Annotated in this window: 22 protein-coding genes and 1 pseudogene; 16 read left to right on the top strand and 7 right to left on the bottom strand. The window is 61.9% G+C overall.

Going from position 1 to position 21,155, the window contains the following annotated elements:
* On the top strand, positions 1–114 hold a 114-nt coding region (locus EOA49_RS10205; protein WP_135913840.1), incomplete at its 5' end, for a transposase domain-containing protein.
* A 54-nt stretch (positions 115–168) separates the two neighbouring features.
* Here the strand turns inward: EOA49_RS10205 and EOA49_RS10200 are convergent.
* The 4 genes and pseudogenes from EOA49_RS10200 to EOA49_RS10185 form a co-directional block, all read right to left on the bottom strand.
* A complete protein-coding gene (locus EOA49_RS10200) occupies positions 169–450 on the bottom strand; it encodes a hypothetical protein (RefSeq protein WP_095517087.1) in 282 nt (93 codons plus the stop codon).
* A gap of 301 nt (positions 451–751) precedes the next feature.
* On the bottom strand, positions 752–2,671 hold the full coding sequence (locus tag EOA49_RS10195) for a potassium transporter Kup (RefSeq protein ID WP_127239819.1): 1,920 nt from the start codon (positions 2,669–2,671) through the stop codon (positions 752–754).
* A 750-nt stretch (positions 2,672–3,421) separates the two neighbouring features.
* The gene (locus tag EOA49_RS10190) at positions 3,422–3,628 is read right to left on the bottom strand and encodes a hypothetical protein (protein WP_066993806.1); all 207 of its coding nucleotides are present in this window, start codon (positions 3,626–3,628) and stop codon (positions 3,422–3,424) included.
* A gap of 377 nt (positions 3,629–4,005) precedes the next feature.
* Positions 4,006–4,887: pseudogene (locus EOA49_RS10185) on the bottom strand (hypothetical protein).
* Positions 4,888–5,040: 153 nt separating this feature from the next.
* Between EOA49_RS10185 and EOA49_RS10180 the strand changes: the two are divergent.
* Both EOA49_RS10180 and xth read left to right on the top strand, forming a co-directional pair.
* A complete protein-coding gene (locus EOA49_RS10180; protein WP_066993812.1) occupies positions 5,041–5,250 on the top strand; it encodes a hypothetical protein in 210 nt (69 codons plus the stop codon).
* Between the two features lie 58 nt (positions 5,251–5,308).
* Positions 5,309–6,097, top strand: a complete 789-nt coding sequence (gene xth, locus EOA49_RS10175; RefSeq protein WP_127239818.1) for an exodeoxyribonuclease III — start codon at positions 5,309–5,311, stop codon at positions 6,095–6,097.
* A 27-nt stretch (positions 6,098–6,124) separates the two neighbouring features.
* On the opposite strand, the gene EOA49_RS10170 is transcribed toward xth, so the two are convergent.
* Both EOA49_RS10170 and EOA49_RS10165 read right to left on the bottom strand, forming a co-directional pair.
* Positions 6,125–6,412, bottom strand: a complete 288-nt coding sequence (locus EOA49_RS10170; protein ID WP_066993818.1) for a hypothetical protein — start codon at positions 6,410–6,412, stop codon at positions 6,125–6,127.
* Positions 6,393–6,743, bottom strand: a complete 351-nt coding sequence (locus EOA49_RS10165; protein ID WP_095777394.1) for a DUF768 domain-containing protein — start codon at positions 6,741–6,743, stop codon at positions 6,393–6,395. The genes EOA49_RS10170 and EOA49_RS10165 overlap by 20 nt, the downstream gene beginning before the upstream one ends.
* A gap of 368 nt (positions 6,744–7,111) precedes the next feature.
* On the opposite strand from EOA49_RS10165, the gene EOA49_RS10160 reads away from it, so the two are divergent.
* From EOA49_RS10160 to EOA49_RS10105, 12 genes are all read left to right on the top strand, one after another.
* Positions 7,112–8,362 carry a phospholipase D-like domain-containing protein gene (locus tag EOA49_RS10160; RefSeq protein WP_245432959.1) on the top strand — a complete coding sequence of 417 codons (1,251 nt, stop codon included), beginning with the start codon at positions 7,112–7,114 and terminating at the stop codon, positions 8,360–8,362.
* A 239-nt stretch (positions 8,363–8,601) separates the two neighbouring features.
* On the top strand, positions 8,602–9,006 hold the full coding sequence (locus tag EOA49_RS10155) for a DUF982 domain-containing protein (protein WP_127239816.1): 405 nt from the start codon (positions 8,602–8,604) through the stop codon (positions 9,004–9,006).
* Between the two features lie 462 nt (positions 9,007–9,468).
* Positions 9,469–10,251 carry a heme-binding protein gene (locus EOA49_RS10150; RefSeq protein WP_245460594.1) on the top strand — a complete coding sequence of 261 codons (783 nt, stop codon included), beginning with the start codon at positions 9,469–9,471 and terminating at the stop codon, positions 10,249–10,251.
* A 125-nt stretch (positions 10,252–10,376) separates the two neighbouring features.
* Positions 10,377–12,128: a methanol/ethanol family PQQ-dependent dehydrogenase gene (locus EOA49_RS10145; protein WP_245460593.1), complete on the top strand. Its 1,752-nt coding sequence runs from the start codon at positions 10,377–10,379 to the stop codon at positions 12,126–12,128.
* Between the two features lie 49 nt (positions 12,129–12,177).
* On the top strand, positions 12,178–12,978 hold the full coding sequence (locus EOA49_RS10140) for a substrate-binding domain-containing protein (protein ID WP_245322488.1): 801 nt from the start codon (positions 12,178–12,180) through the stop codon (positions 12,976–12,978).
* Positions 12,975–13,508, top strand: coding sequence for a c-type cytochrome (locus EOA49_RS10135; RefSeq protein ID WP_127239814.1), 534 nt, complete (start codon positions 12,975–12,977; stop codon positions 13,506–13,508). The genes EOA49_RS10140 and EOA49_RS10135 overlap by 4 nt, the downstream gene beginning before the upstream one ends.
* A complete protein-coding gene (gene coxB / locus EOA49_RS10130) occupies positions 13,505–14,518 on the top strand; it encodes a cytochrome c oxidase subunit II (protein ID WP_245460591.1) in 1,014 nt (337 codons plus the stop codon). The genes EOA49_RS10135 and coxB overlap by 4 nt, the downstream gene beginning before the upstream one ends.
* Positions 14,515–16,491 carry a cytochrome c oxidase subunit I gene (ctaD, locus tag EOA49_RS10125; RefSeq protein WP_127239813.1) on the top strand — a complete coding sequence of 659 codons (1,977 nt, stop codon included), beginning with the start codon at positions 14,515–14,517 and terminating at the stop codon, positions 16,489–16,491. Before coxB ends, ctaD begins: the two co-directional genes overlap by 4 nt.
* Entirely contained in the window at positions 16,488–17,093 is a 606-nt protein-coding gene (locus tag EOA49_RS10120) for a cytochrome c oxidase subunit 3 (RefSeq protein ID WP_067328539.1), read from the top strand. The genes ctaD and EOA49_RS10120 overlap by 4 nt, the downstream gene beginning before the upstream one ends.
* Positions 17,093–17,434 (top strand): hypothetical protein, encoded by a 342-nt coding sequence (locus EOA49_RS10115; RefSeq protein WP_067328538.1) that lies wholly within the window; start codon positions 17,093–17,095, stop codon positions 17,432–17,434. Before EOA49_RS10120 ends, EOA49_RS10115 begins: the two co-directional genes overlap by 1 nt.
* Positions 17,431–18,309: a cytochrome c oxidase assembly protein gene (locus EOA49_RS10110; RefSeq protein ID WP_067328536.1), complete on the top strand. Its 879-nt coding sequence runs from the start codon at positions 17,431–17,433 to the stop codon at positions 18,307–18,309. The genes EOA49_RS10115 and EOA49_RS10110 overlap by 4 nt, the downstream gene beginning before the upstream one ends.
* A complete protein-coding gene (locus EOA49_RS10105; protein WP_067328533.1) occupies positions 18,290–18,706 on the top strand; it encodes a c-type cytochrome in 417 nt (138 codons plus the stop codon). The genes EOA49_RS10110 and EOA49_RS10105 overlap by 20 nt, the downstream gene beginning before the upstream one ends.
* Before the next feature lie 30 nt (positions 18,707–18,736).
* On the opposite strand, the gene EOA49_RS10100 is transcribed toward EOA49_RS10105, so the two are convergent.
* Complete coding sequence (locus EOA49_RS10100) at positions 18,737–19,654, bottom strand: hypothetical protein (RefSeq protein WP_067328531.1); 918 nt, start codon at positions 19,652–19,654, stop codon at positions 18,737–18,739.
* A 326-nt stretch (positions 19,655–19,980) separates the two neighbouring features.
* Here EOA49_RS10100 and EOA49_RS10095 point away from each other — a divergent pair, with 326 nt between their 5' ends.
* A complete protein-coding gene (locus tag EOA49_RS10095) occupies positions 19,981–21,153 on the top strand; it encodes a glycosyltransferase (protein WP_127239812.1) in 1,173 nt (390 codons plus the stop codon).
* Positions 21,154–21,155: the final 2 nt, after the last annotated feature.

The following is a 21,155-nucleotide window of genomic DNA, read 5'->3' as shown; positions in this document are numbered from 1 at the left end:
GGCTATCTCGCCGATGTCCTCACCAGGATCGTCAATGGCCACCCGAACAGCCAGATCGACGACCTGCTGCCCTGGGCCTACATCCCGGCTCCCGAACTCAGGGCCGTGGCCTGAGAACAGCGCTTACGGTCGTGCTCAACGATCCGGTCCTGTATCGACACTACGGTTTCATAACGAGCTACAAGGCTCGTGAGGACTTCCTGATGATCGGAGGTCATACGCTGCCCGTTCTGGGCAAGGAGCGGGCATCAAGCTTAAGCGTTCATAAAGAACGGCCTCATCGAACTCGCCGTCCGAGAACAGTGCCATTACGCTCACGCTCAGGCGCTCCGCCTGCATGCGGCTAACGGAGATACCTGCCTCGGCGCAGACACGATCAAAGACCTGCTTCAACAAAGCCAGGTCGCTGGGATAGGCAATGCCACTCATTGAGCTGGTGTTACTGACCATAGCTGTTCCTCCCATTAGGGCGGAAGCGTGGCCGTCGCTCAACGGCGATGCCCATGATGTAAATCGCCGATGGAAGCAGGCTACTCCGATTCATGCGGAGAGTCTGGGAAAGGGCTGCTAGAGTTCTGCTCACCGAAGTCGCGCCTCCGAGACAGAACCCAAGCAGCGATCCTTGGGTCAATTCCTAAAGATATCAAGAGTTGGAAACGTACCAAACAGAGGATGGGATGTTTGGTATTCAGTGAGGCGCTTTCTATGGACACGCTCAAGTGGCTTCTCAGCTGCTGAACTGCGGCATGCACTAAATCGCCACCTGTGTCCCGATCTCGACGACGCGTCCGGTCGGGATCTGGAAATATTCCGTTGCGTCGGCCGCCGTGCGCGCCAGCCCGATGAACAGCTTGTCCTGCCAGACCGGCATGCCGGAATTGGGCGAGGCCTTGAGCGAGCGCCGCGACAGGAAGAAAGAGGTCGTCATGATGTCGAACTTCCAGCCCTGCTTGCGGCAAATCGCCAGCGCGCGCGGGATATTGGGCTGCTCCATATAGCCGAAGGTCAGCGTCACCCGCATGAACAGCTCGTTGATCGTTTCCATCTTGACCCGGTCACTGTCGGGCACGACGGGTTGTTGCGCCGTCACCACCGAGAGGATGACATTCTGTTCGTGCAGCACCTTGTAGTGCTTCAGGCTGTGCATCAACGCGGTCGGCGCGCTGGCGGGATCGCTGGTCAGGAACACGGCCGTACCGGACATCAGCTGCGGTTTCCTCTTCAACAGATTGCCTGCAAGGGAATCGAGCGGAATCTCGTTCCTGCGCGTCTTGTCGAATAGATACCTGGTGCCTCTTATCCAAGTCCACATGGTCATCACGATCACTGCGGCAATGGCAAGCGAGGCCCAGCCGCCTTCGAATACCTTGACGATGTTGGCTGCAAAGAAGCCGGTATCGATGAAGACGAACACCGCCATTAAGGCTATCGCGACGCCGAGCGGCCATTTCCAGATGCGCGTCATGACGACATAAAGCAGTATGCTCGTCACCAGCATGTTGCCTGTCACCGAAATGCCGTAGGCCGAGGCAAGCTTGCTGGATTCGCCAAAGCCGACCACCAGCAGCATCACCACGAGCGCCAGTAGCATGTTGACGCGCGGCATATAGATCTGGCCGGATTGTCTTTCCGACGTATGCAGGATTTCCAGGCGCGGCAGCATGTTGAGCTGCACTGCTTGCCTGGTCAGCGAGAAAGCGCCGGAGATCACCGCCTGGCTGGCGATCACGGTCGCCGCCGTCGCCAGCACCACCATCGGGATAAGCATCCGGCCTTCGTTCATCTCGAAGAAGGGATGACCGACGACACCGCCATTCGCCAGCACGAAGGCGCCTTGCCCGACATAGTTGAGCAACAGGCAAGGAAACACGATGGCCAGCCAGGCAAGCACGATCGGCTTGCGCCCGAAATGGCCGAGGTCGGCATAGAGCGCCTCAGCGCCGGTGACGGCGAGAAAAACCGCACCAACCGTGACGAAGGCGACTTCGGGCGAGTTGATCAGGAATGACACGATATAATGCGGGCTGATTGCCAGCAGGATTTCCGGGTCGTCCATGATGTGGTTGAGGCCGGAAAGGCCGATGGCCAGGAACCACAGCGCGGTAACGGGCCCGAACACCAATCCTACGCCGCCGGTGCCAAACCGCTGTACCGCAAACACGACCGCCAGAATGGCCAGTGTCAGCGGCACCACATAGGGCTGGAATGTCGGCGTGACGACATTCATACCTTCGACCGCCGACAGCACCGAGATCGCCGGCGTAATGACTGCGTCGCCGAAAAAAAGCGCCGCGCCGACAATGCCGATGCCGAGGATCACCGCCGAGCGCGTCGGGAAACTGTTGCGCGCCAGCGCCATCAGCGACAGCACCCCGCCCTCGCCGCGATTGTCGGCACGGAGCACGAACATGATGTATTTGATGGTGACGGTGATCGTCAGCGACCAGATGATCAGCGAGAGTACGCCGAGGATGTCGCCACGGTTGGCGACGTTGCCACCGGCCGATGCGTGCAACGCCTCTCGGAATGCATAGATCGGGCTGGTGCCGATATCGCCGTAAACCACGCCCAACGCGCCCAGCATCAGCACCTTGGTGCTGTGCTGCTCGACCTCAGAATGGCTCGATTGTTCGACAGGTTCTGCCTCGTTACCAGCATTGGTAAGGGCCATGGACGACACTCCGATAAGCGGGCGGTGCTCTACGCTTGCTGCACTGCAATATCAAGTGCCGTCACGTAATGTCTGCGTCTCGGTATTGCCTATCGCTCGTCGGCTTCGCAGACTCGTCAGCCCCGAAGCGGCTTGGGAATTTTTGCGAGACTATGCTGAAGCTCCGGGAGCAACGATGCCCCGAGCCAGTATCGGATTAGGTCGATGCTCGGGCGCGCGAGCTCAGATGCCGAGAGCTTAAATTAACGCTGTAGCCGTGTAACAGACTGTCTAACAAATGCCGCGAAAAGCTCAATATTTTCAAGGACGTAAGCGTCAAGTCGAAAGACGCTCTCGCCGCCATCTTCAAGTGGTAAGGGCGATCAGATCTCGGGGAAATTGGAGGCAGCAGCGGACCTGCGACTTGCTCAACGCTCCGCTTCTGAGATGAGGTTGGGATCCGATGGCATTGAGCGAATAGAGCGATATCCGGGAACCGAACCAATCCACAGAAATATTTTGTTGGTATTTTTGTTGGCTATCCCTGCTCTTGTGTGGGTGTCAACTATTTGGAAACAAAGCCAGATTTCATTCGCTTCGAATCCGCCTCTGGGCACCATCACCTTCTTCTCCCCACATTCGCTTTGGCCGAAGCTTCTACGCTGCGAGCAAGCAGCTGGTGTTGGCGATCTTTTTGCTAGCGATGGCGCAATTTGGCGGGATTAGGAGCGCTGCGCTGGAGCTGTTACGGCTGCACGCTTGCCAGCCGGTTTAGCCGTGCCCAGGTTCTTCGAGCTTTTCCAGTCTCGCGGACAGCCGGTCAAGGTCAGTTGTGCCCTGGCCGAAAAGGCTCATGGCCCTCATGGCGACCAACTGGCGGTCTTCCTCGCTCTCAAGTCCATGCCTTGAACAATAGCGATGGACAGCTTTTGAGAGGATTTCAAGTTGGGTGGAATCCAAAACACCATGCAGGGACATGCGTGCCTCCTAGCCAGGGGCGAAAGCACGATACCGCTTTCAAGCGTCCGCTTGCCTCACTACTCGGTACGAACGACAAAGGGGTGATACGCCTCTCCGGCAAGTCGCGCGCTAACAAATGAGGCCGTGATGAAAATCGCGCCTGAGCGGTTACGTCTTCTTGAGAAGGCGCGCCTGCCGAAGAAGCGAAGCTGCGTCGATGCTGATCAAGTCGATGAGCTCGCGTGCTTGGCTGCGGGGATGCCGGTCCCGCGGGGCTGAAATCGCACCCGAAATTCCTTTTCGGCCTGCGACATTCCACCTGAACGTCGGGTACGCGAGCCTTGGCGGCGGCCCGTCTCGCTTGTCATGTGACAGCCATCAAAGACCCAAGAATATCAATCGGCACTTCGCGAACGTTTTCTCCGCTCCAGGCTTTTCACCTTTCGGCGAGCGATTCTGAGTTCGCCAAGCGTCGGCCGCCACCACCCTCTCGATCGTTCCGCTGATCCGGCAGGACGCCGCGCCGGCCATGTCTTGATCAGTTCAGCCAAGGTCGGCGGCCGCCACCTCGCCCAAACGGCGCCGAAGCCGGTCTCCATCGACTGTGGGTAGAACGGCGCCAGCTCAGAGGGGTCGGCGAGCTCGCCTGAAATCCCGGTGAAGACAACAACGTCATATTGCACCGTCGCCACGGCGCGACCGAGCGGAGGCAGGTCTTCGGCTGGAACCGGATAGCGCCGGCGCCTGCGTTCGGCATGGCGCAGCCTGGCGGCCTTGTGCTCATCGGAGTGTTTACCAGCCTCCCGCCGGCGTTTCCTCTCCTCCGGCTCGGCGCGCTGGGCGGCTCTTTCGATGCTTGGCCAACGGCGCCGCAGCTCCTCATAAGCGCGAAAAGGCACCCGCCAGACCCGCAGTTCGTCGTCCCAACTCGCCCATGGAACCGCTCGCAGTTCCTCCAGCACGGTCTTCGAATAAGGCGTGCGAATGCGCAGGTCGTCCGCGACTTCCGGATAGTGGCTCGACAGTGGATCGAAGGCGAAGGCATCCCGCCCCTTACTGTCGGCATGGGCTGCGCGAGCCGCTGTCTCCTATGCCAGCCAGCGCTCGATCCGCCGCGCCGCCGTTTTTCCGGGCACGAACCAGCTCCTGAGCTCGTCGCTCCACCTCGCGCGCGGAAACGCAAGCTGGAACCGCTCAACTGCCGCTCGATCGTACGGGAAGCGCGCTTCGGCACCACGAGGCTTCTGCGGTTCAAAATGGGCTTCGGATTTTTCCATCGGATTGCGCTTGCTAGCTCTGCTCGCAAGGAACGCCGCGCAAGTTCCTTGGGTTCAAGCCACACAGCCGAGACAAGCCGAACTGCTCGAGGAACCGCGAGCGGAAACCTTCCCGGCATTCGACGGTTAATCCGGATCAGGAGAGGTCAGCCCATGGCGAGACGACGTGATGCAGATGAAACAGCGGCGAGCCGGCCCAGAAGGCCACGTTCGCGCCCGCTGAAAGGCGAAGAAACGGAAGTGAACCATATCGTGGAAACGCAAAACATCTCGCCGGCCCAGGCGCGGGAGCTGGTGCGGCGTCACGGAAACGATTGGCGCAAGATCGATGAGGCCGCCAAATCCTACAAGAAAGACAGCTAGTATTCCAAACCAAGTATCGGGGTGACTGCCCGGAGAGATCATCGGCCAAGATAACCGGATGACCAGGATCGCTACTTTCAACGTAAATGGCGTCAATGGGCGATTGCCGGTCCTCCTGAAATGGCTTGGCGAAACCGGCTATGACATCGTCTGCCTGCAGGAGCTCAAGACATCCGATGAGAAGTTCCCTGCCGAGGCGATCCGGCAGGCTGGTTACTGCGCCGTCTGGCATGGGCAGAAATCTTACAACGGCGTAGCGATTCTGGCCCGTGGGAAACAGCCGCAGGAGCGCAGGCGCGGACTGCCAGGCGACCCGGACGATACGCACAGCCGCTACATCGAGGCCGAGGTGGATGGGCTGGTGATCGGCTGCATCTATCTGCCGAACGGCAATCCCGCGCCTGGACCTAAATTCGATTACAAGCTCGCGTGGTTCCAGCGTTTGATCAGCTATTCCCAGACCTTGCTTAAAGAGGAAACGGTCCTGTGCGGCGATTACAACGTGGTGCCAACCCTGATTGATGCGGTGGTGCCGGCGCGCTGGTTGGGCGATGCAGTGTTTTTCCCGCAGAGTCGTGACGCTTACGCCGATTTGCTGAAGATGGGCTGGACGGATGCGGTTCGGCAGATCCATCCCGAGAAGGGGGTCTACACCTACTGGAACTTCTCCTACCGGGGCGGTTATGACCGGAGCTCCGGCCTGCGAATGGACCATCTCCTGATCAGTCCGGCACTTTCAAACCGGCTGCGAGGGGCGGGCGTCGATGCTGCGGTAAGAGCTTTGGAAAGGCCAAGCGATCATGCCCCGGCGTGGATCGAGCTGACCTGGCCTGGAAAGCTCGACTGAGGTTCCGATGGCCTGCCAGGAGCGGCATCAGCCCGAGCGTATCACGCCGGGCTCATCGGTCTGTTCGTGGGCTTGTCCGACAGCTTGGGGCGCGGCCACAAGGTCCTGGAATCCGATCGTGGCGACCAGATACCCCGCTTCGTCGTAGATTCTCGTAACCCACGATGTCGGGTCGACGCCTTCGACAATCCCATCGAGCATCGCCTCCTTAGCCGCGCGTTTCGCCTCGGCCTTGGCGGCATCCAAATTTTCCATGTCGACCTGGATGGCCGGCTGCGCCGTACTTTCGATGAACTCAAAACGGAACTTCGGCATTGGTTTCTCCATTCGGCGCCGCCGGGAGCGGATCGGGCGGGCTCTCAATCTTGCCGTTGCTGGAAGTTTCGTCTCCGAGCACTGTTTCCGCGATGTATTGCTTGAGATCGCCGACTTCGTCGCCGATATCCTCAGCCAGTATTCCCAGGCCTTCGGCATCGGCGATGCATTGTTCGGCGAGCTTCTCGGCGGCGATTTCGGCCGGGATTGCAGCTGCGGCTTCCGCCTTGTGCTCGTCGATCCATTCCCCGACGAAATGTGCGGTCTTGTTCACGATGATATCCGGTTCCTGAGCGGAAACCGTGTCAGCGTCAGTTGGCTTCGTGTCCATGTCTAAACCCGCCCTCTAGGATCCTTCTTCAACGCCGATTGCCTGCGAAGGATGCAGGCGTTGGTCGAAAGTTGTTATAGCTTCAGGCTTGCACTTCAGACTCCCGGCTCAAGGCTGGAACCTGCGTCAGGATCAACAGTTCTTGAGCATGGCAAATCACCCGATAACGAGTTTCCTCACCTCAATCGGCACTTTTGCGTCCCGTCCCGCCGCATTCCTGGTGCTGCTGGCCTACGCAGCACTGTGTGTCGTTTTCGATGGGCAAAGTCTGAATTGGTATGGGGCGGCCACCCTGGCGCCTCCAGCGGGCGCGTGAAAAGGTGAGATTTGGTCGGAACCGGCGGAGGCTGCTCAGCAGCCTCAAGTATTTGGCCGTCGCGCTTGTCGCCAGTCTGGTCACGCTGCTCGCGATCAACTTGATCCCCGAGACCCGTGTCATCCGCACCATCGTGCCGCACCGTTTCGATGCGGCAGATCCGCAATTCGCAAGGAGCATGAGCAGCTATTCGCAGGGGCAGATGTTCGAGGCGAACGCCGTGCAGACCCTCGTCAACGGCGACGAGATTTTTCCCGCCATGCTGCAAGCGATCCGTTCGGCCCGAAAGACCATCAACATGGAAACCTACATCTATTGGTCGGGCTCGGTCGGCTACGAGTTCGCCACGTCTTTGGCTGCGAAAGCCCGAGAGGGTGTCGAAGTGCGCGTGCTCGTCGATTGGCTTGGCAGTCTTCCCTTCGATGAGAAGCTGATCCAAATCATGACGAGTGCTGGCGTTCGGTTCGAGCGCTATCGGCCGATCCACTGGTACACGCTCGACCGCGTCAACAACCGAACGCATCGCAAGCTGCTCATTGTGGACGGGCGGGTCGCCTTCACAGGCGGGGTCGGCATCGCGGACAACTGGCTGGGAGATGCGCGCAACCCCAATGAGTGGCGCGACACGCACTACCAGATCGAAGGGCCTGCTGTGCCCGGGTTCCAGGCGGCCTTCGCCGAGAACTGGCTGGAAACAGTGGGCGAGACGTTGCAGGGCGAGAACTTCTACCTGCCGCCCGAAGCCGCGGGTGCGCTCCGTGCCCAGCTGATACTTTCTTCGCAGCCGAACGGCTCCGAAAACATGGAGCTGATGATGCTGGCCGCCATAGCCGCGGCCAAAGACCACCTGCGCATCGGCATGGCCTATTTCCTCCCGGACGACATCGCCCTGCAGCAGATATTGGACGCCAGAAAAAGAGGCGTCGCCGTCGATGTGATCGTTCCCAATTCCCTGACGGATGTTCCGATCGTCCGCAAAGCTTCGCGCTATTTCTGGGGCAAATTGCTCGAGGCCGGGGTGCGGATCTACGAGTTTCAGCCCACGATGTATCACCCCAAACTGCTGATCGTGGACGACGTCTGGGCGAGCTTCGGTTCCACCAACCTGGACCAGCGGTCTTTGCGTTTGAACGATGAGGCCACGCTCAACGTCTATGGCAAGGAATTCGCACGAACGCAGATCGACTTGTTCAACGAAGATCTGAAGCGCTCGAGGCAGATCAGCCTTGCCGAATGGAGATCGCGTCCCATGCGCGAAAAGTTCACCGATTGGCTGGCCAGCACGCTCCACGCGCAGCTCTAGTCAGCCCATGGAGCCGAACGCAAACACCAGCCGCTGCTTGTCTCTTCGGCCGCCGTCACCCAGATCGGCGGAGTTGCCAACCCACCCCAGGTGAGCCAGGCTCGGCCGCCACGAGGCGGCTCTTGACGCCGAAAATCGCGCTTCCAATATTTCACCTCAGCGCCGCCGGCACATGCCCAACACCTTGCTGAGCATCTGTTTGGCCTGCCGGCGATTGGCGCATCAAGCGGAGGAAGGTCATGGGCCCAAATGTCTTCGGGGAGCCCGTTGGGCGTGCTTTGATTTCTCGGCAAAGCGACAACTATGGTCACGACCACGGCGCGGCAGAACCAGGCGCGATGAGCACTGATGTGTTCGCTGAACCTGTCCTTGTTGATGACGTGCCATTTGGCGTGAGGAAAATCCGTTGCGCGATGGACGCCATCGAATTCCTGGAGGAGTGGCCGTTCGAGAAGCGGTGCCGCCTGCACGGTTTGGCCAGCGACGCTTGCTGCGCGGCATATGATGGCCGCGGGCCGGTCGCCGCGGCCAGGAAAGTGTTCGTCAGCTGGGCGATCCAGACCGGGATTTGCGCGAGCGCGCCTTGCCTCGAGCTCGACGCCGCCGAGACAGCGGATCAAGTCACAGGCAGTGGCACGTCCTGATGAGGAAGAACACGCCGACCCCATAGGGAACCAACAAAAGCAGCAGGGCCAGCCAGTAACCGGGCTGTGCGATCGGCGCGAAATCTGAACGAAGCTGCTCCATTGCCCGTCCAACGCAGGGCGGCACAGCTGGTTCCTCTACTGCACATGTCGCAAGACCAAGCAGCCGCGTACCTCCTGCTGTTGACGGCTGCAGCAATCGAGGAACGCTGGCCGCCTCCCAGGAGCGGTGATGGCACCGCCAGGTCCTTGGGCTGTTGGGCCGGACTTCGATATGGATGCACCTGCCACACGCAATTCTTGCAGTCCCTTTCTGGGCAGCAGGAACAAAGGGGCTCGTTGTCCGTTCGGTTTCGCGCAGCAAGAGCAGGATCAGCTTGCAGAACGGCGAGACCGGAGTTTCTGCCGCCAGATTTCTGTTTTCCCTTGTTGTCCGCGTTGAACAAGGTGTTCCGAAGCGCCATGCATTTCCGCCAGTGTCCGTCGGCCGCTCTTGGCCTCCTGCTCTTGGCCATCGCGGTGCTGCCACACAATCCCGCTTGGGCGCAAGCGCCCTGCCCGACCGATCACGACAAACTGCTGTCGGCCTTGAAGGCCATCGTCAAGGCGAGTGGCGGGCCGGCAAATGGCGGCTTCGAGAGCAATGAATGGGCCGCGATCGTTGCCCGTGACGGTACGGTCTGCGCCGTCGCCTTCAGCGGCCCTGCCGTGGACGCGCAATGGCCCGGCAGCCGGCTGGTCGCGGCCGAGAAGGCCAACACGGCCAACGGGCTCAGCCTGGCGAATATGGCCCTGTCGACCGCCAATCTTTATGCCGGGGTGCAACCAGGCGGGCCGCTGTTCGGCCTGCAGGCCACCAACCCCGTCAATCAGGCGGCGGCTTACGCCGGCGACGCCAAGACATTCGGCAGCCCCAATGATCCGCTGATCGGCAAACCGATCGGAGGCGTGGTGGTGTTCGGCGGAGGCCTGGCCCTGTACGACGGCAAGGCGATCGTCGGCGGCCTCGGGGTCAGCGGCGATTCCTCCTGCGCCGACCACAACGTCGCCTGGCGCGTCCGCGCAGCGCTCGGCCTCGACAAGGTTCCGGCAGGCGTCAATCCCAACCGCAAGGACGCCATCATCTATGACCTCGACCCAGGCGGCAAAAGCGCATCCGGCTGGGGTCATCCGCTTTGCGCCGGGCGCGAGGCCGACATCGCCGCCGAACTGGGCGCCAGCGTCGGAGGCTCGGTCCCGAAATGAAGGCAGCGCGACAGCTGACGGCGAGGTGTGCGCAGTCCGGACGCGCTCGCCTCACCCGGGCTGCGCGGCAATATGCGGGCTTAAGCATTGTTGGGGCGATGATGCTGGCCTGTCTCCCAGATCTGATGGCCGCCTCGGAGTCGCCCTCGACGCCTGCGATCTCGCCGCCGGCCTCCGCCGCCCCGCCCGACGACGGCCAATGGACGATGCCAGCCAAGAACTACGCCTCGACCCGCTATAGCGAGCTCGCGGAAATCAATGCAGGCAACGTCAAGAACCTGCAGGTCGCCTTCACCTTCTCGACCGGCGTGAACAAGGGCCAGGAAGCGGCACCGCTGGTGGTCGGCAGCACGATGTATATCGTGACGCCCTTTCCCAACATCGTCTACGCGCTCGACCTCTCCAAACCTGGCGCACCGATCAAGTGGAAATACGAACCCAATCCCGAGCCCGCCGCACAAGGGGTGGCGTGCTGCGACGTCGTCAATCGCGGCGCCGCCTTCACCGACGGGCGCATCTTCTTCAACACGCTGGACGGCCACACGATCGCGCTCGATGCGAACTCCGGCCAGCCGATCTGGAACACCCATATCGGCAACATCAATGTCGGCGAGACCCTCACCATGGCGCCGCTGGTGGTGAAGGGCAAAGTGCTCGTCGGCAATTCGGGCGGCGAGATGGGCGTACGCGGCTGGGTCAAGGCGCTCGACGCCGGCGATGGCCATGTCGTCTGGACGGCTTACAGCACGGGTCCCGACAAGGAGGTGCTGATCGGCCCGGATTTCAAGCCGCATTACGACATGGACAAGGGCAGGGACCTCGGTGTGACGACCTGGCCGCCGGAGGCCTGGAAGATCGGCGGCGGCAATATGTGGGGCTGGATCTCCTATGATCCCGATCTCAATCTGATCTTCCACGGCACCGGCAATCCAGGCCCCTGGAACCCTGACCTGCGCCCCGGCGACAACAAATGGACATCGGGCATTTTTGCCCGCGATCCCGATACCGGAGCGGCCAAATGGTTCTATCAGTGGACGCCGCACGATCTGCACGACTATGACGGCATCAATGAGCAGATCCTGCTCGACATGAACTGGCAGGGCAAGCCGCGCAAGGTGCTGGTCCGGCCGGAGCGCAACGGCTATCTCTACGTCCTTGATCGCACCACCGGCGAGGTCCTGTCCGCAAAACCCTATGGCTCCGTCAACTCCAGCAAGGGTGTGGATCTCAAGACGGGCAGGCTGATGGCAAACCCGGACAAGAAAACCGGGACCGGCAAGGTCGTCCGCGACATCTGCCCGACCGCCTCGGGGCTCAAGGACTGGCAGCCTTCCGCCTTCTCGCCGAAAACGGGCCTGCTCTACATCCCGCACAACAATCTGTGCATGGACGAACAAGGCGTCGAGGTGAACTACATCGCCGGCACGCCCTATGTCGGAATGAACGTGCGCATGATCCCGGGGCCCGGCGGCAATCGCGGCGCCTTCACCGCCTGGGATATCGCCGCGGAGAGACCCGCCTGGAGTCTCAAGGAAAACTTCCCGGTATGGAGCGGCGCGGTCGTAACCGCCGGCGATATCGTCTTCTACGGAACCATGGAAGGCTGGTTCAAGGCCGTCAGCGCGAAGACCGGCGAACTGCTTTGGCAGTTCAAGACCTCCTCCGGCATCATCGGCCAGCCGGTGACTTATCGCGGCCCCGACGGACACCAATATGTCGCGATCCTGTCCGGCGTCGGCGGCTGGGCCGGCGCCATCGTCTCGGGCGATCTCGACCCGCGCGATGCCACTGCTGCGCTCGGTTTCGTCAACGCGATGAAGGACTTGAAAAACACGACAACGGCGGGAGGCACGCTCTATGTGTTCCGACTGCCTTGATGCATTCAAACCGACGGCACTGGCGAAAAGATCCGCCCCGCGGGCCCTCGTGGCCGGTCTCGTCGCGTTGGTCTGGCTGGTTCTGGCCGGCGCGGCGGATGCGCGGGAACTGCGCGCCTGCGCCGATCCCAACAACATGCCGTTCTCCGACGCCAGCGGCGAAGGCTTCGAGAACAAGATCGCCGAGATCGTTGCGGCCGACCTTGGCGCGAAGCTTACCTACACCTGGTGGGCGCAGCGCCGCGGCTTCGTTCGCAACACGCTGAAAGCGGGGCTTTGCGATCTGGTGCTCGGAACGCCGGCAAATGTCGAAATGCTACGCACCACCTCGCCCTACTACAGATCCTCCTACGTCTTTGTCGCACGACAGGATGGACCGGACGTAACGTCCTTTAACGATCCACGGCTGCGCGACATGCGCATCGGCGTTCAGCTCATCGGCGATGACGGCGCCAATTCGCCGCCGGTCCAGGCGCTCGGCCGTCGCGGCATTGTCGGACATCTCGTCGGCTACCCGGTCTACGGCGACTATTCCGCTCCCAACCCCGCGGCGCGCATTGTGGAAGCTGTCGCGAGCGGCGAGGTCGACGTCGCCGTGGTCTGGGGCCCGCTCGCCGGTTACTTCGCTACGAAGCAAAAGGTGCCGCTCCGGATCACGCCGGTCACACCTCGCATCGATGGACCGCAACTGCCACTGATGTACGACATCTCGATGGGCGTTCGGCGCGAGGACGAGCGACTGCGCGGCGATGTGAATAGCGCGCTCGCCAGGCACAAGGCCGAGATCGACGCGGTTCTGACGCAATATGGCGTTCCGCTTCTCGACATCGCCGGGAGCCCGGTGCGATGAGGCTGGGTCTCGCGACGCTGCTGTCCGTGACGCTCGCCTTGGCGGCATGCCAGCGCGAGGAGCGGGACACGCGCCCGCAACCTTCGCTCGGCTCCGGCGGGCAGCCGACGCCCGTGACTACGCTGGAACCTGGCGGCCAAAGGCCCTCCCCCAGCAACAACAAGGCGGCGAGCTTCGAGGCGAACGCCTTTCATCTCAGCGAGGGCAAGCGCCTGTTCGGCTGGTTCAACTGTTCGGGATGCCACGCCAATGGCGGCGGCGGCATGGGCCCGGCGCTGATGGACCAGAAGTGGATCTATGGCAGCTCCATGGAAAGCATTCACGCCACCATCCGCGACGGACGTCCGAACGGCATGCCGAGCTTCCGCAACAAGATCCCCGACGATCAGATCTGGGAACTGGCGGCCTTCGTGCGTTCGCTAAGCGGCAACGCGCCCTCTTCCGCTGCGCCACAGCGAAATGACGACATGATGCCCCATCCGTCGGAAAACCGCATGCCGGATGCCGCCACGCTGGGGAAGTCGCCGTGAAAGGCCTCGCCTCGATGGCGTTTGCCGCGGCAAGCGTCCTTTCTCTCCAGGGATGCGCGGGCTGGCAATCGGCGCTCGACCCGAAAGGCCCCGCGACGAGCGAGTTGGCATGGCTGATCTGGTTCTTCATAGGGCTTTGCTCGGTAGTGTGGGTGCTGGTGATGATCGCTCTCGCCGCACCGCTGTTGATGCGGCCACCCAGGCGCACCGAGCCGCTGATGCTCGACGCCAGCGCCGACCATCGCAAATTGCGCGTTGTGGTCATCGCTGTCGGGCTGACCGCAGCGACGCTGGTCGGGCTGACCCTGCTCAGCTTCTTGGCCAACAGGACGCTTGCGGCAATCGGCTCGAACGCTGCGCTCACCATTCGGGTGACCGGGCACCAGTGGTGGTGGGAGGTGCGCTATGAGGATGCCACGCCGAGCCGCATCCTGACGACGGCGAACGAAATCCACATCCCCGCCGGCGAACCGGTGCGGCTTCTTCTGACCTCGACCGATGTGATCCATTCCTTCTGGATCCCAAGTCTGGCCGGCAAGCTCGACCTCATCCCCGGTCACATGAACGTGCTGGATATCAAGGCGGACAAGCCCGGAACCTATCGCGGCCAGTGCGCCGAGTTCTGCGGCGCGCAGCATGCGAACATGGGCACCTTTATCATCGCCGAGCCGCGGGCAAAGTTCGACGCCTGGTGGAACGACCAGCTGCAGCCGGCCGCGGCCCCGACGGGCGACGAGGCGAAGGCGGGCGCGGACTTGTTTCTCAAGCGTCCCTGCGTGATGTGCCACAAGATCGGCGGCACGCCCGCGGGCGGAACGGTCGCTCCGGATCTCACCCATATTGCCAGCCGGCAAACACTTGCCGCGGGAACCTTGAGGATGAGCCGCGGCAATCTCGCCGCCTGGATAGCCGATCCGCAAGGCATCAAGCCCGGCTCCCACATGCCGGTGGTCGAGCTCAATGGCGACGAGCTCAACGCGATCGTCGCCTATCTCGAGGGCCTGAAATGAGCAGCGCGGACCTGGCCAGCGAACGCGACCTGCCGCCGGAACGTAAGGCGACTGCCAAGGGCGACGTTGCCCCCGAACGTGATGGGCCGCGCGACACCGGCATGGACGATGCCAGCCTTCACCGCTGGCTCGCGCGCACATGGCGGACGCCGCCCGGCATCATCGGCGCGTTGTCCAGCGTTGATCACAAGGTCGTCGCAAGGCGCTATCTGATCACGGCATTCGGGTTTCTGTGCCTGGGCGGGCTGAGCGCCGTCGCCATGCGCATCCAGCTTTCGGGACCGCAACGCGGCCTGATCGGGCCGGACCTCTACAACCAGCTGTTCACCATGCATGGCGTCACCATGATGTTCCTGTTTGCCGTGCCCATCGTGCAGGCGACCGGCATCTATCTGGTGCCGCTGATGGTCGGCAGCCGCAACATCGCCTTCCCGCGCCTGAACGCGTTCAGTTACTGGATTTATGTCTCGGGAGGTCTCTTCGCCTGGGTGTCCTTCGCCCTTTCCATGGCGCCGGATGTCGGCTGGTTCGCCTATGTGCCGCTGTCAGGTCCCGAATTCGGTCCCGGCAAGCGCGCCGACGTGTGGGCGCAGATGATCACCTATACCGAGGTCTCATCGCTGGCGGTCGCCGTCGCGACCATTGTCACCGTATTGAAGCAGCGTGCGGCAGGCATGTCGCTGGACAAGATCCCGCTCTATGTCTGGGCGTTGCTGGTGACCTCATTCGTCGTCGTCTTCGCCATGCCGGCGGTCATGGTCACCTCGACCTTCCTGATCCTCGACCGACTGGTCGGAACGCATATTTTCAATCCAGCGGAGGGCGGCGACGCCCTGCTGTTCCAGCACCTGTTCTGGTTCTTCGGTCACCCCGAGGTCTACATCATCTTCCTGCCGGCGACAGGCATCGTCTCCGCGATCATTCCCGCTTTCGCTCGAAGGCCGGCGTTCGGCTATCTCGGGCTGGTCCTGTCGTTGATCGCGGTCGGCTTCCTGTCGTTCGGTCTCTGGGTCCACCACATGTTCGCGACGGGATTGCCGAAGCTCGGTGCAAGCTTCTTCACGGCATCCAGCATGTTGATCGCCATTCCCAACGGCCTGCAGATCTTTTGCTGGCTGGCGACCTTGTGGGACGGCAGACCGGTGATCCGTACGCCGTTGCTCTTCGTCTTCGGTTTCTTCTTCATCTTCGTCATCGGCGGTCTCACCGGTGTCATGCTGGCCTCGGTGCCGCTCGACCTGCAGGTGCACGACACCTATTTCGTCGTCGCGCATTTCCACTATGTGCTGATCGGCGGCTCGGTTTTCCCACTGCTGGGTGCCGCCTATTTCTGGTTCCCCAAGATCACCGGCCGCATGATGAGCGAGCGCCTCGGACGCTGGCATTTCTGGCTGGCCTTCATCGGCTTCAACGCGGCCTTCTTCCCGATGCACCTTGTCGGCCTGTGGGGCATGCCGCGCAGGGTCTATACCTATCCGGCCGAGCTTGGCTGGGGGAACATCAACCTGTTCATCACCGGCGGCGCGGTGCTCTTCTTCCTGAGCTTCGTGCTGTTCACCTTCAACCTCGTGCATGGCGCCTTGAAAGGCGCGCCGGCCGGCGACAATCCCTGGGATGCCGGCACGCTGGAATGGGCCACGTCTTCGCCGCCTCCAAGCTATAATTTCGCGCGCATTCCAATCGTCACGAATGTCGAGCCGCTCTGGGCCGAACGCGAGGCCCTTCCCGTCGCCACCGGCCTTCGCGTCGATGTGCGCGAGCTCCTCATCTCGACGGTGGCGGAAGCGCATCCCGATATCCGCGAGAAATCGGCGACGCCGTCGATCTGGCCCTTGTTCGCTGCGATCGCTGTCGGCGGCACCTTTCTGTATTCGATCTTCACGCCCTGGGCGATCGTCTGGGGCGCCGCGCCGATCGCGATCACCCTGATCGGCTGGTTCTGGCCGAAAGATACGCCGGAGGACGAGGAATGAAGCAGCGTCCCGCCGCCGATCTGTCGGGCCTGCCAAGCTTCGGGCTTGGTCCGCGCAGCCCGACCTGGTGGGGTACGCTCGGTTTCATGGCATTGGAAGGAATGGGCTTTGCGCTGGCGGCCGGCGCTTATCTGTATCTGGCGACCTTGTGGCCCAACTGGCGTCTGAGCGCCCCGGAGCCCAACCATTGGCCGGGAACGATCGTGACGCTGCTTCTCATCGTCAGCCTGGTGCCGAACCACCTCCTCAACCGCTACGCCAAGCAATGCGCCATCGGGCCGGTGCGGATCGGCATGGTGGTGATGTCGCTGCTCGGCAGCGCGCCGCTCATCGTGCGCTGGTTCGAGTTTCCGGCCCTGAACATCTATTGGGACACCAACGCTTATGGCTCGATGCTCTGGGTGCTGCTCGGCCTGCACACCATCCATCTGATCACCGATGTCGGCGACACGATCGTTCTGACAGTGCTGATGTTCACGCGCCACGCCTATAGCGGCCGGCGTTTCGGCGACGTCGGCGACAACGTCTTCTACTGGGATTTCGTGGTCTTGACCTGGATCCCGATCTATCTGCTCATCTACTGGGCCCCGAGGCTAGGCTGATGCGCGCGCTGCGTTTGGGAACGTCCTGGGGTGGTCTTGTGTCGGGGCCTCTGGCCTGGGCCATCTCTACGCAGCTGAATTACGCGCTGGTGCCCTGGCAATGTAATCGCCAGGTCCCGGTGGTGCTTTCCGTCGCACTGGTGCTCATGGTGTTTTCGCTCCTCGGCGGCGTCCTGTCGTGGCAGGCGAAGCGGCAAGGCGGCGCCGCCTTCAAACCGGAGCGTACACGCAGCACCGAGCGATTCATCGCCGATCTCGGCATGCTTTCGGCTTTGCTGTTTGCCCTCGTCATCGTCATGCAGGCCAGCGCCGCGCTCATCCTCGACGAGTGCCTGCGATGAGTTTCGAGGCGTTCTTCTCGACCTCGATCTGCTACGGCGCCGGCGCGCCCGAGACCGGGTGGACGCTTGCCCTTCCCATCACGCTTCCGCTGGCCGCGCTCGCGCTGGTCTATGCGACCGGCGCCAACCGGCTGTGGCGCCGCAGCAGCCGAGGCCGACCAGAGCGGATACGACAAACCTTGCTGTTCGCCGCAGGGTGGTGCGTGCTGACGGGAGCGCTGGTCAGCCCGATCCATGCGCTCGGCGAGCGGGTCTTTGCCGCTCACATGATCGAGCACGAGCTGCTGATGGCGCTGGCGGCTCCGCTGCTGGTTGCAGCCCGCCCCGGCGCGGCACTGGTATGGGCATTACCGGTCGCGTTTCGGCAGAGAACGGGAAGGCTCACGCATGGCAAGATGCTGCAGGCGGTCTGGGCCTTCGCCAGCCGCCCTCTCAACGCAACAATCATCCACGCGATCGCCATCTGGATCTGGCACATCCCGTTCCTGTTCGAGGCAGCCCTGCAGCGGGGCGTGCTGCACTATACCCAGCATGCGAGCTTCCTCGGCACTGCCTTGCTGTTCTGGTGGGCGCTTCTGCCCCGTTCCGGTCGGCAGCAGGCCTATGGCAGCGCTGTCATGCATCTCTTCTTCACCTCGATGCACACCGGCCTGCTCGGCGTGCTGCTGCTGCTGTCGCCCAAACTATGGTATCCGGAAAATGCCGGTGGCGCAGCGCTGTGGGGTTTAAGCCCGATCGAGGACCAGCAGCTTGCGGGTCTGGTGATGTGGGTTCCGGCTGGCCTGATCTATGGCGGAGCCGCTTTGCTGCTCGCCGGCCTCTGGATAAGCAAGAGCGGAACCAGGGAGGCGACGCATGCGCTCCGATCTGGCTAGACTGATCGCCGGCGCCCTCGCCGCCATGATCGTAGTTGCCGTAGCCGTCGCCGCCGTGGCCTTATGGGCCGACCGGCGTGATCGTGTCCGGCACGAGTCGGACGCGGCAACCGGCGGCGTGGGCGCGCGCGCCATTCCGATCATGACCGCGAACGGCTGCTCCGGCTGCCATACGATCCCTGGCGTGCCGGGCGCGCAAGGTCAGGTCGGCCCGCGCCTCGACGCCAGCCTCGCCGGCCGGGTCATTATCGGCGGCGTGCTGGCGAACAATCCGGAGAACCTGATCCGCTGGATACGCGGCGCCAGAGAGGTTAATCCGCACACCGCCATGCCATCGACGAGGATCACCGAGCAGCAGGCGCGTGATATCGCGGCCTATCTCTATGCTTTGAAATAATTGAACCCCGCCGCGCCGGAACCTGGGCTGTCACGCAACCTTCGACAGGACGCTGATATCGCATCTGGCGAGGCCATATCGCCAGCGATGGTTCGTCGCCGCGACACGGCTCTGGTAAAAAAGCGTGAGCTGTTCGCCCTCGATCATGACGGTCGAGTGACCGTTTTCTCCTGGCCCGCCTGGATCAAGAACCGGACCGATCGAAACGTACGGTCCGGTAACCTCGGCGGCGATGGCGAAAAACACGCGTTGTCGGCTGCCTCGCGCTCCCCGCGGAAGGAAGCACGTGGCGTTCAGAAGCACGCGGCCATCGGGGAGCTCGACCAGTTGGGCGCCTTCGATCCCCCACTCGTAGTCGGGATCATCGCGCGTATTGTGGTGTGGGATCTCACTATGGTCGAGGATCTTGCCCAGCCGCTTCCAAGGTCCGAACCACGAGTCCGACTGGCTGCGCGCCAGGTAGACATCGGGTTGCGGCACACGACTGAATTTCGGCATGCCGGAATAGACGATGTAGCGCTTGCCGCCGATGATCGCCGGATGCGGATCATAGATCCCATCTTCGTCCGTGCCAGGGATCGACAGGATTGCCGGGTTGAGCACCACCCAGTTGAAGCCATCATTCGACACCGCGTGCTCACAGCGGCCGCCGGACTTCATGAACTCGGTCTGGATGAACATGTGGAAGACGCCGAGCTCGTAGACAACACCGGGCGCGGCAACGCCCGATCCTGTGACAGGAAGCTCGATGGGCTCGTGCTCCGTCCAGGGACCATGCAGCTCCGGCGCGGTTGCGTGAAGTATCTTCCAACTCTCGGTTGTTACCGTGCCGCTCGAGCCGAAGACGTGCCAAAGCCTGCCGTCAAAGACGGGGCATGGATCCTTGAGATCATCCACCGCCTGCGGATGGAAGAGCGGGAACACATTCGTCTCGAACTCGATCTTCATCACTTGCCCCAGCAATTGCCGGCCGTTTGAGGCTCGTTTGGCTCCGGTCCAGGCGAATCGTTGGAGCCGTCGAACAGCTTAGCTGCCCGATGCTACCGAAATACGGCCACCGAGTGACCGTCCCCAAGAACCTGCGTGCGAATCTTGGCTCCACCTCCCAAAGGGGCAGCAGCACCGCGGCATGATCCTTCGCCGCTTTAACGGTTCGCGGCTGGAACAAGTTATTCGACGGAAAGTTAGACGGAAAGGTGGATCTCGCCTCCGCTGCCTGCGATTAACAAATGTTAATCGCAATATACATCGTTCTGCCACTAGGGAAAATTTGTATGGACGCGGCAATAAGAATACCAACTCGCAGAAAAACCACGAAGACGCAAGACTTACTGGTATGCTTCTCTCATTTACGATGGAATTTTGTCTATCAGCGTCCACAACATATTCTTACCTTAGCCGCGAAGGAACATGAGATTATCTATTTCGAGGAACCTGTTTTCGAGGAGCGCTCGCATCCTTCGATGCGTTTCTCAGAGGTGGCGCCGGCAATTCGGGTCGCGACTCCTCTGCTTCCAATTGGCACAAGCCCGGCCAGAGCTGATGCCGTGCAGCGCAAATATCTCGACCGGATCATCGCTTCGACGCCGCACACTAACCTGACCGCCTGGTACTACACGCCCATGGCCCTACGCTTCAGCGCGCACATCAATTGCGATGTCTGCGTCTATGACTGCATGGACGAACTTTCGGCGTTCAAGAATGCGCCAACCGAGCTGGCCATGATGGAGCGAGCCCTCTTCGGGCGCGCCGACGTGGTCTTCACCGGCGGCTTGAGCCTCTTTGAAGCGAAGCGCTGCCAGCACCGTGCCATCTATCCGTTTCCGAGCAGCATCGACGTCAGCCACTTCCACAAGGCAAGGACACCCGGCAAGGACCCTGCCGATCAATTCGGCATTCCTCATCCACGGGTGGGCTTCTTCGGCGTCATCGACGAGCGCCTCGACATCGATCTCGTGGCCCAGGCCTCCAAGGCGATGCCAGACGTGCATTTCGTCATGCTCGGTCCGGTGGTCAAGATCGACCCGAGCAGCCTGCCGACAGCGGGCAATCTGCATTGGCTCGGCGGGAAAGCCTATGCCGACCTTCCAGATTATCTGCGCCACTGGGACGCCGGCTGGATGCCGTTCGCGCTCAACGAGGCCACTCGCTTCATCAGCCCGACAAAAACGCCTGAGTTCCTCGCCGCTGGCCTGCCGGTGGTCTCAACAGCAATCGTCGATGTTGTGCGAACCTACGGCGCAGCCGGGCTCGTCGACATAGTGGACGCCGAGGACGTCGACACCAAGCTGCGATCCGTCCTTAACCAATCGCGCGAGGCGCGGCTGTCGCAGGTCGATGCCTATCTCGCGGACATGTCCTGGAAGCGCACATGGAATGGCATGGCCGCTCACATCAGGAACGCCAGTGCTCGGAAAAAGGTCGTCCCGTTCCGCAGGAGCGCCTGACC

This window comes from Mesorhizobium sp. M1A.F.Ca.IN.020.04.1.1, assembly GCF_003997315.1.
GTDB lineage: Bacteria > Pseudomonadota > Alphaproteobacteria > Rhizobiales > Rhizobiaceae > Mesorhizobium.
This window is presented reverse-complemented; position numbering and strand designations above follow the sequence as displayed.

What these genes read in the sequence shown, in the direction of transcription:
- EOA49_RS10165 (WP_095777394.1), bottom strand. Translation starts at nt 6,743, where the DNA reads ATGGACACGAAGCCAACTGACGCTGACACGGTTTCCGCTCAGGAACCG.
- EOA49_RS10095 (WP_127239812.1), top strand. Translation starts at nt 19,981, where the DNA reads ATGGACGCGGCAATAAGAATACCAACTCGCAGAAAAACCACGAAGACG.
- EOA49_RS10190 (WP_066993806.1), bottom strand. Translation starts at nt 3,628, where the DNA reads ATGTCCCTGCATGGTGTTTTGGATTCCACCCAACTTGAAATCCTCTCA.
- EOA49_RS10150 (WP_245460594.1), top strand. Translation starts at nt 9,469, where the DNA reads ATGCATTTCCGCCAGTGTCCGTCGGCCGCTCTTGGCCTCCTGCTCTTG.
- EOA49_RS10170 (WP_066993818.1), bottom strand. Translation starts at nt 6,412, where the DNA reads ATGCCGAAGTTCCGTTTTGAGTTCATCGAAAGTACGGCGCAGCCGGCC.
- EOA49_RS10100 (WP_067328531.1), bottom strand. Translation starts at nt 19,654, where the DNA reads ATGAAGATCGAGTTCGAGACGAATGTGTTCCCGCTCTTCCATCCGCAG.
- EOA49_RS10200 (WP_095517087.1), bottom strand. Translation starts at nt 450, where the DNA reads ATGGTCAGTAACACCAGCTCAATGAGTGGCATTGCCTATCCCAGCGAC.
- EOA49_RS10115 (WP_067328538.1), top strand. Translation starts at nt 17,093, where the DNA reads ATGCGCGCGCTGCGTTTGGGAACGTCCTGGGGTGGTCTTGTGTCGGGG.
- EOA49_RS10105 (WP_067328533.1), top strand. Translation starts at nt 18,290, where the DNA reads ATGCGCTCCGATCTGGCTAGACTGATCGCCGGCGCCCTCGCCGCCATG.
- EOA49_RS10145 (WP_245460593.1), top strand. Translation starts at nt 10,377, where the DNA reads ATGGCCGCCTCGGAGTCGCCCTCGACGCCTGCGATCTCGCCGCCGGCC.
- EOA49_RS10120 (WP_067328539.1), top strand. Translation starts at nt 16,488, where the DNA reads ATGAAGCAGCGTCCCGCCGCCGATCTGTCGGGCCTGCCAAGCTTCGGG.
- EOA49_RS10180 (WP_066993812.1), top strand. Translation starts at nt 5,041, where the DNA reads ATGGCGAGACGACGTGATGCAGATGAAACAGCGGCGAGCCGGCCCAGA.
- xth (WP_127239818.1), top strand. Translation starts at nt 5,309, where the DNA reads ATGACCAGGATCGCTACTTTCAACGTAAATGGCGTCAATGGGCGATTG.
- ctaD (WP_127239813.1), top strand. Translation starts at nt 14,515, where the DNA reads ATGAGCAGCGCGGACCTGGCCAGCGAACGCGACCTGCCGCCGGAACGT.
- EOA49_RS10155 (WP_127239816.1), top strand. Translation starts at nt 8,602, where the DNA reads ATGGGCCCAAATGTCTTCGGGGAGCCCGTTGGGCGTGCTTTGATTTCT.
- EOA49_RS10135 (WP_127239814.1), top strand. Translation starts at nt 12,975, where the DNA reads ATGAGGCTGGGTCTCGCGACGCTGCTGTCCGTGACGCTCGCCTTGGCG.
- EOA49_RS10195 (WP_127239819.1), bottom strand. Translation starts at nt 2,671, where the DNA reads ATGGCCCTTACCAATGCTGGTAACGAGGCAGAACCTGTCGAACAATCG.
- EOA49_RS10110 (WP_067328536.1), top strand. Translation starts at nt 17,431, where the DNA reads ATGAGTTTCGAGGCGTTCTTCTCGACCTCGATCTGCTACGGCGCCGGC.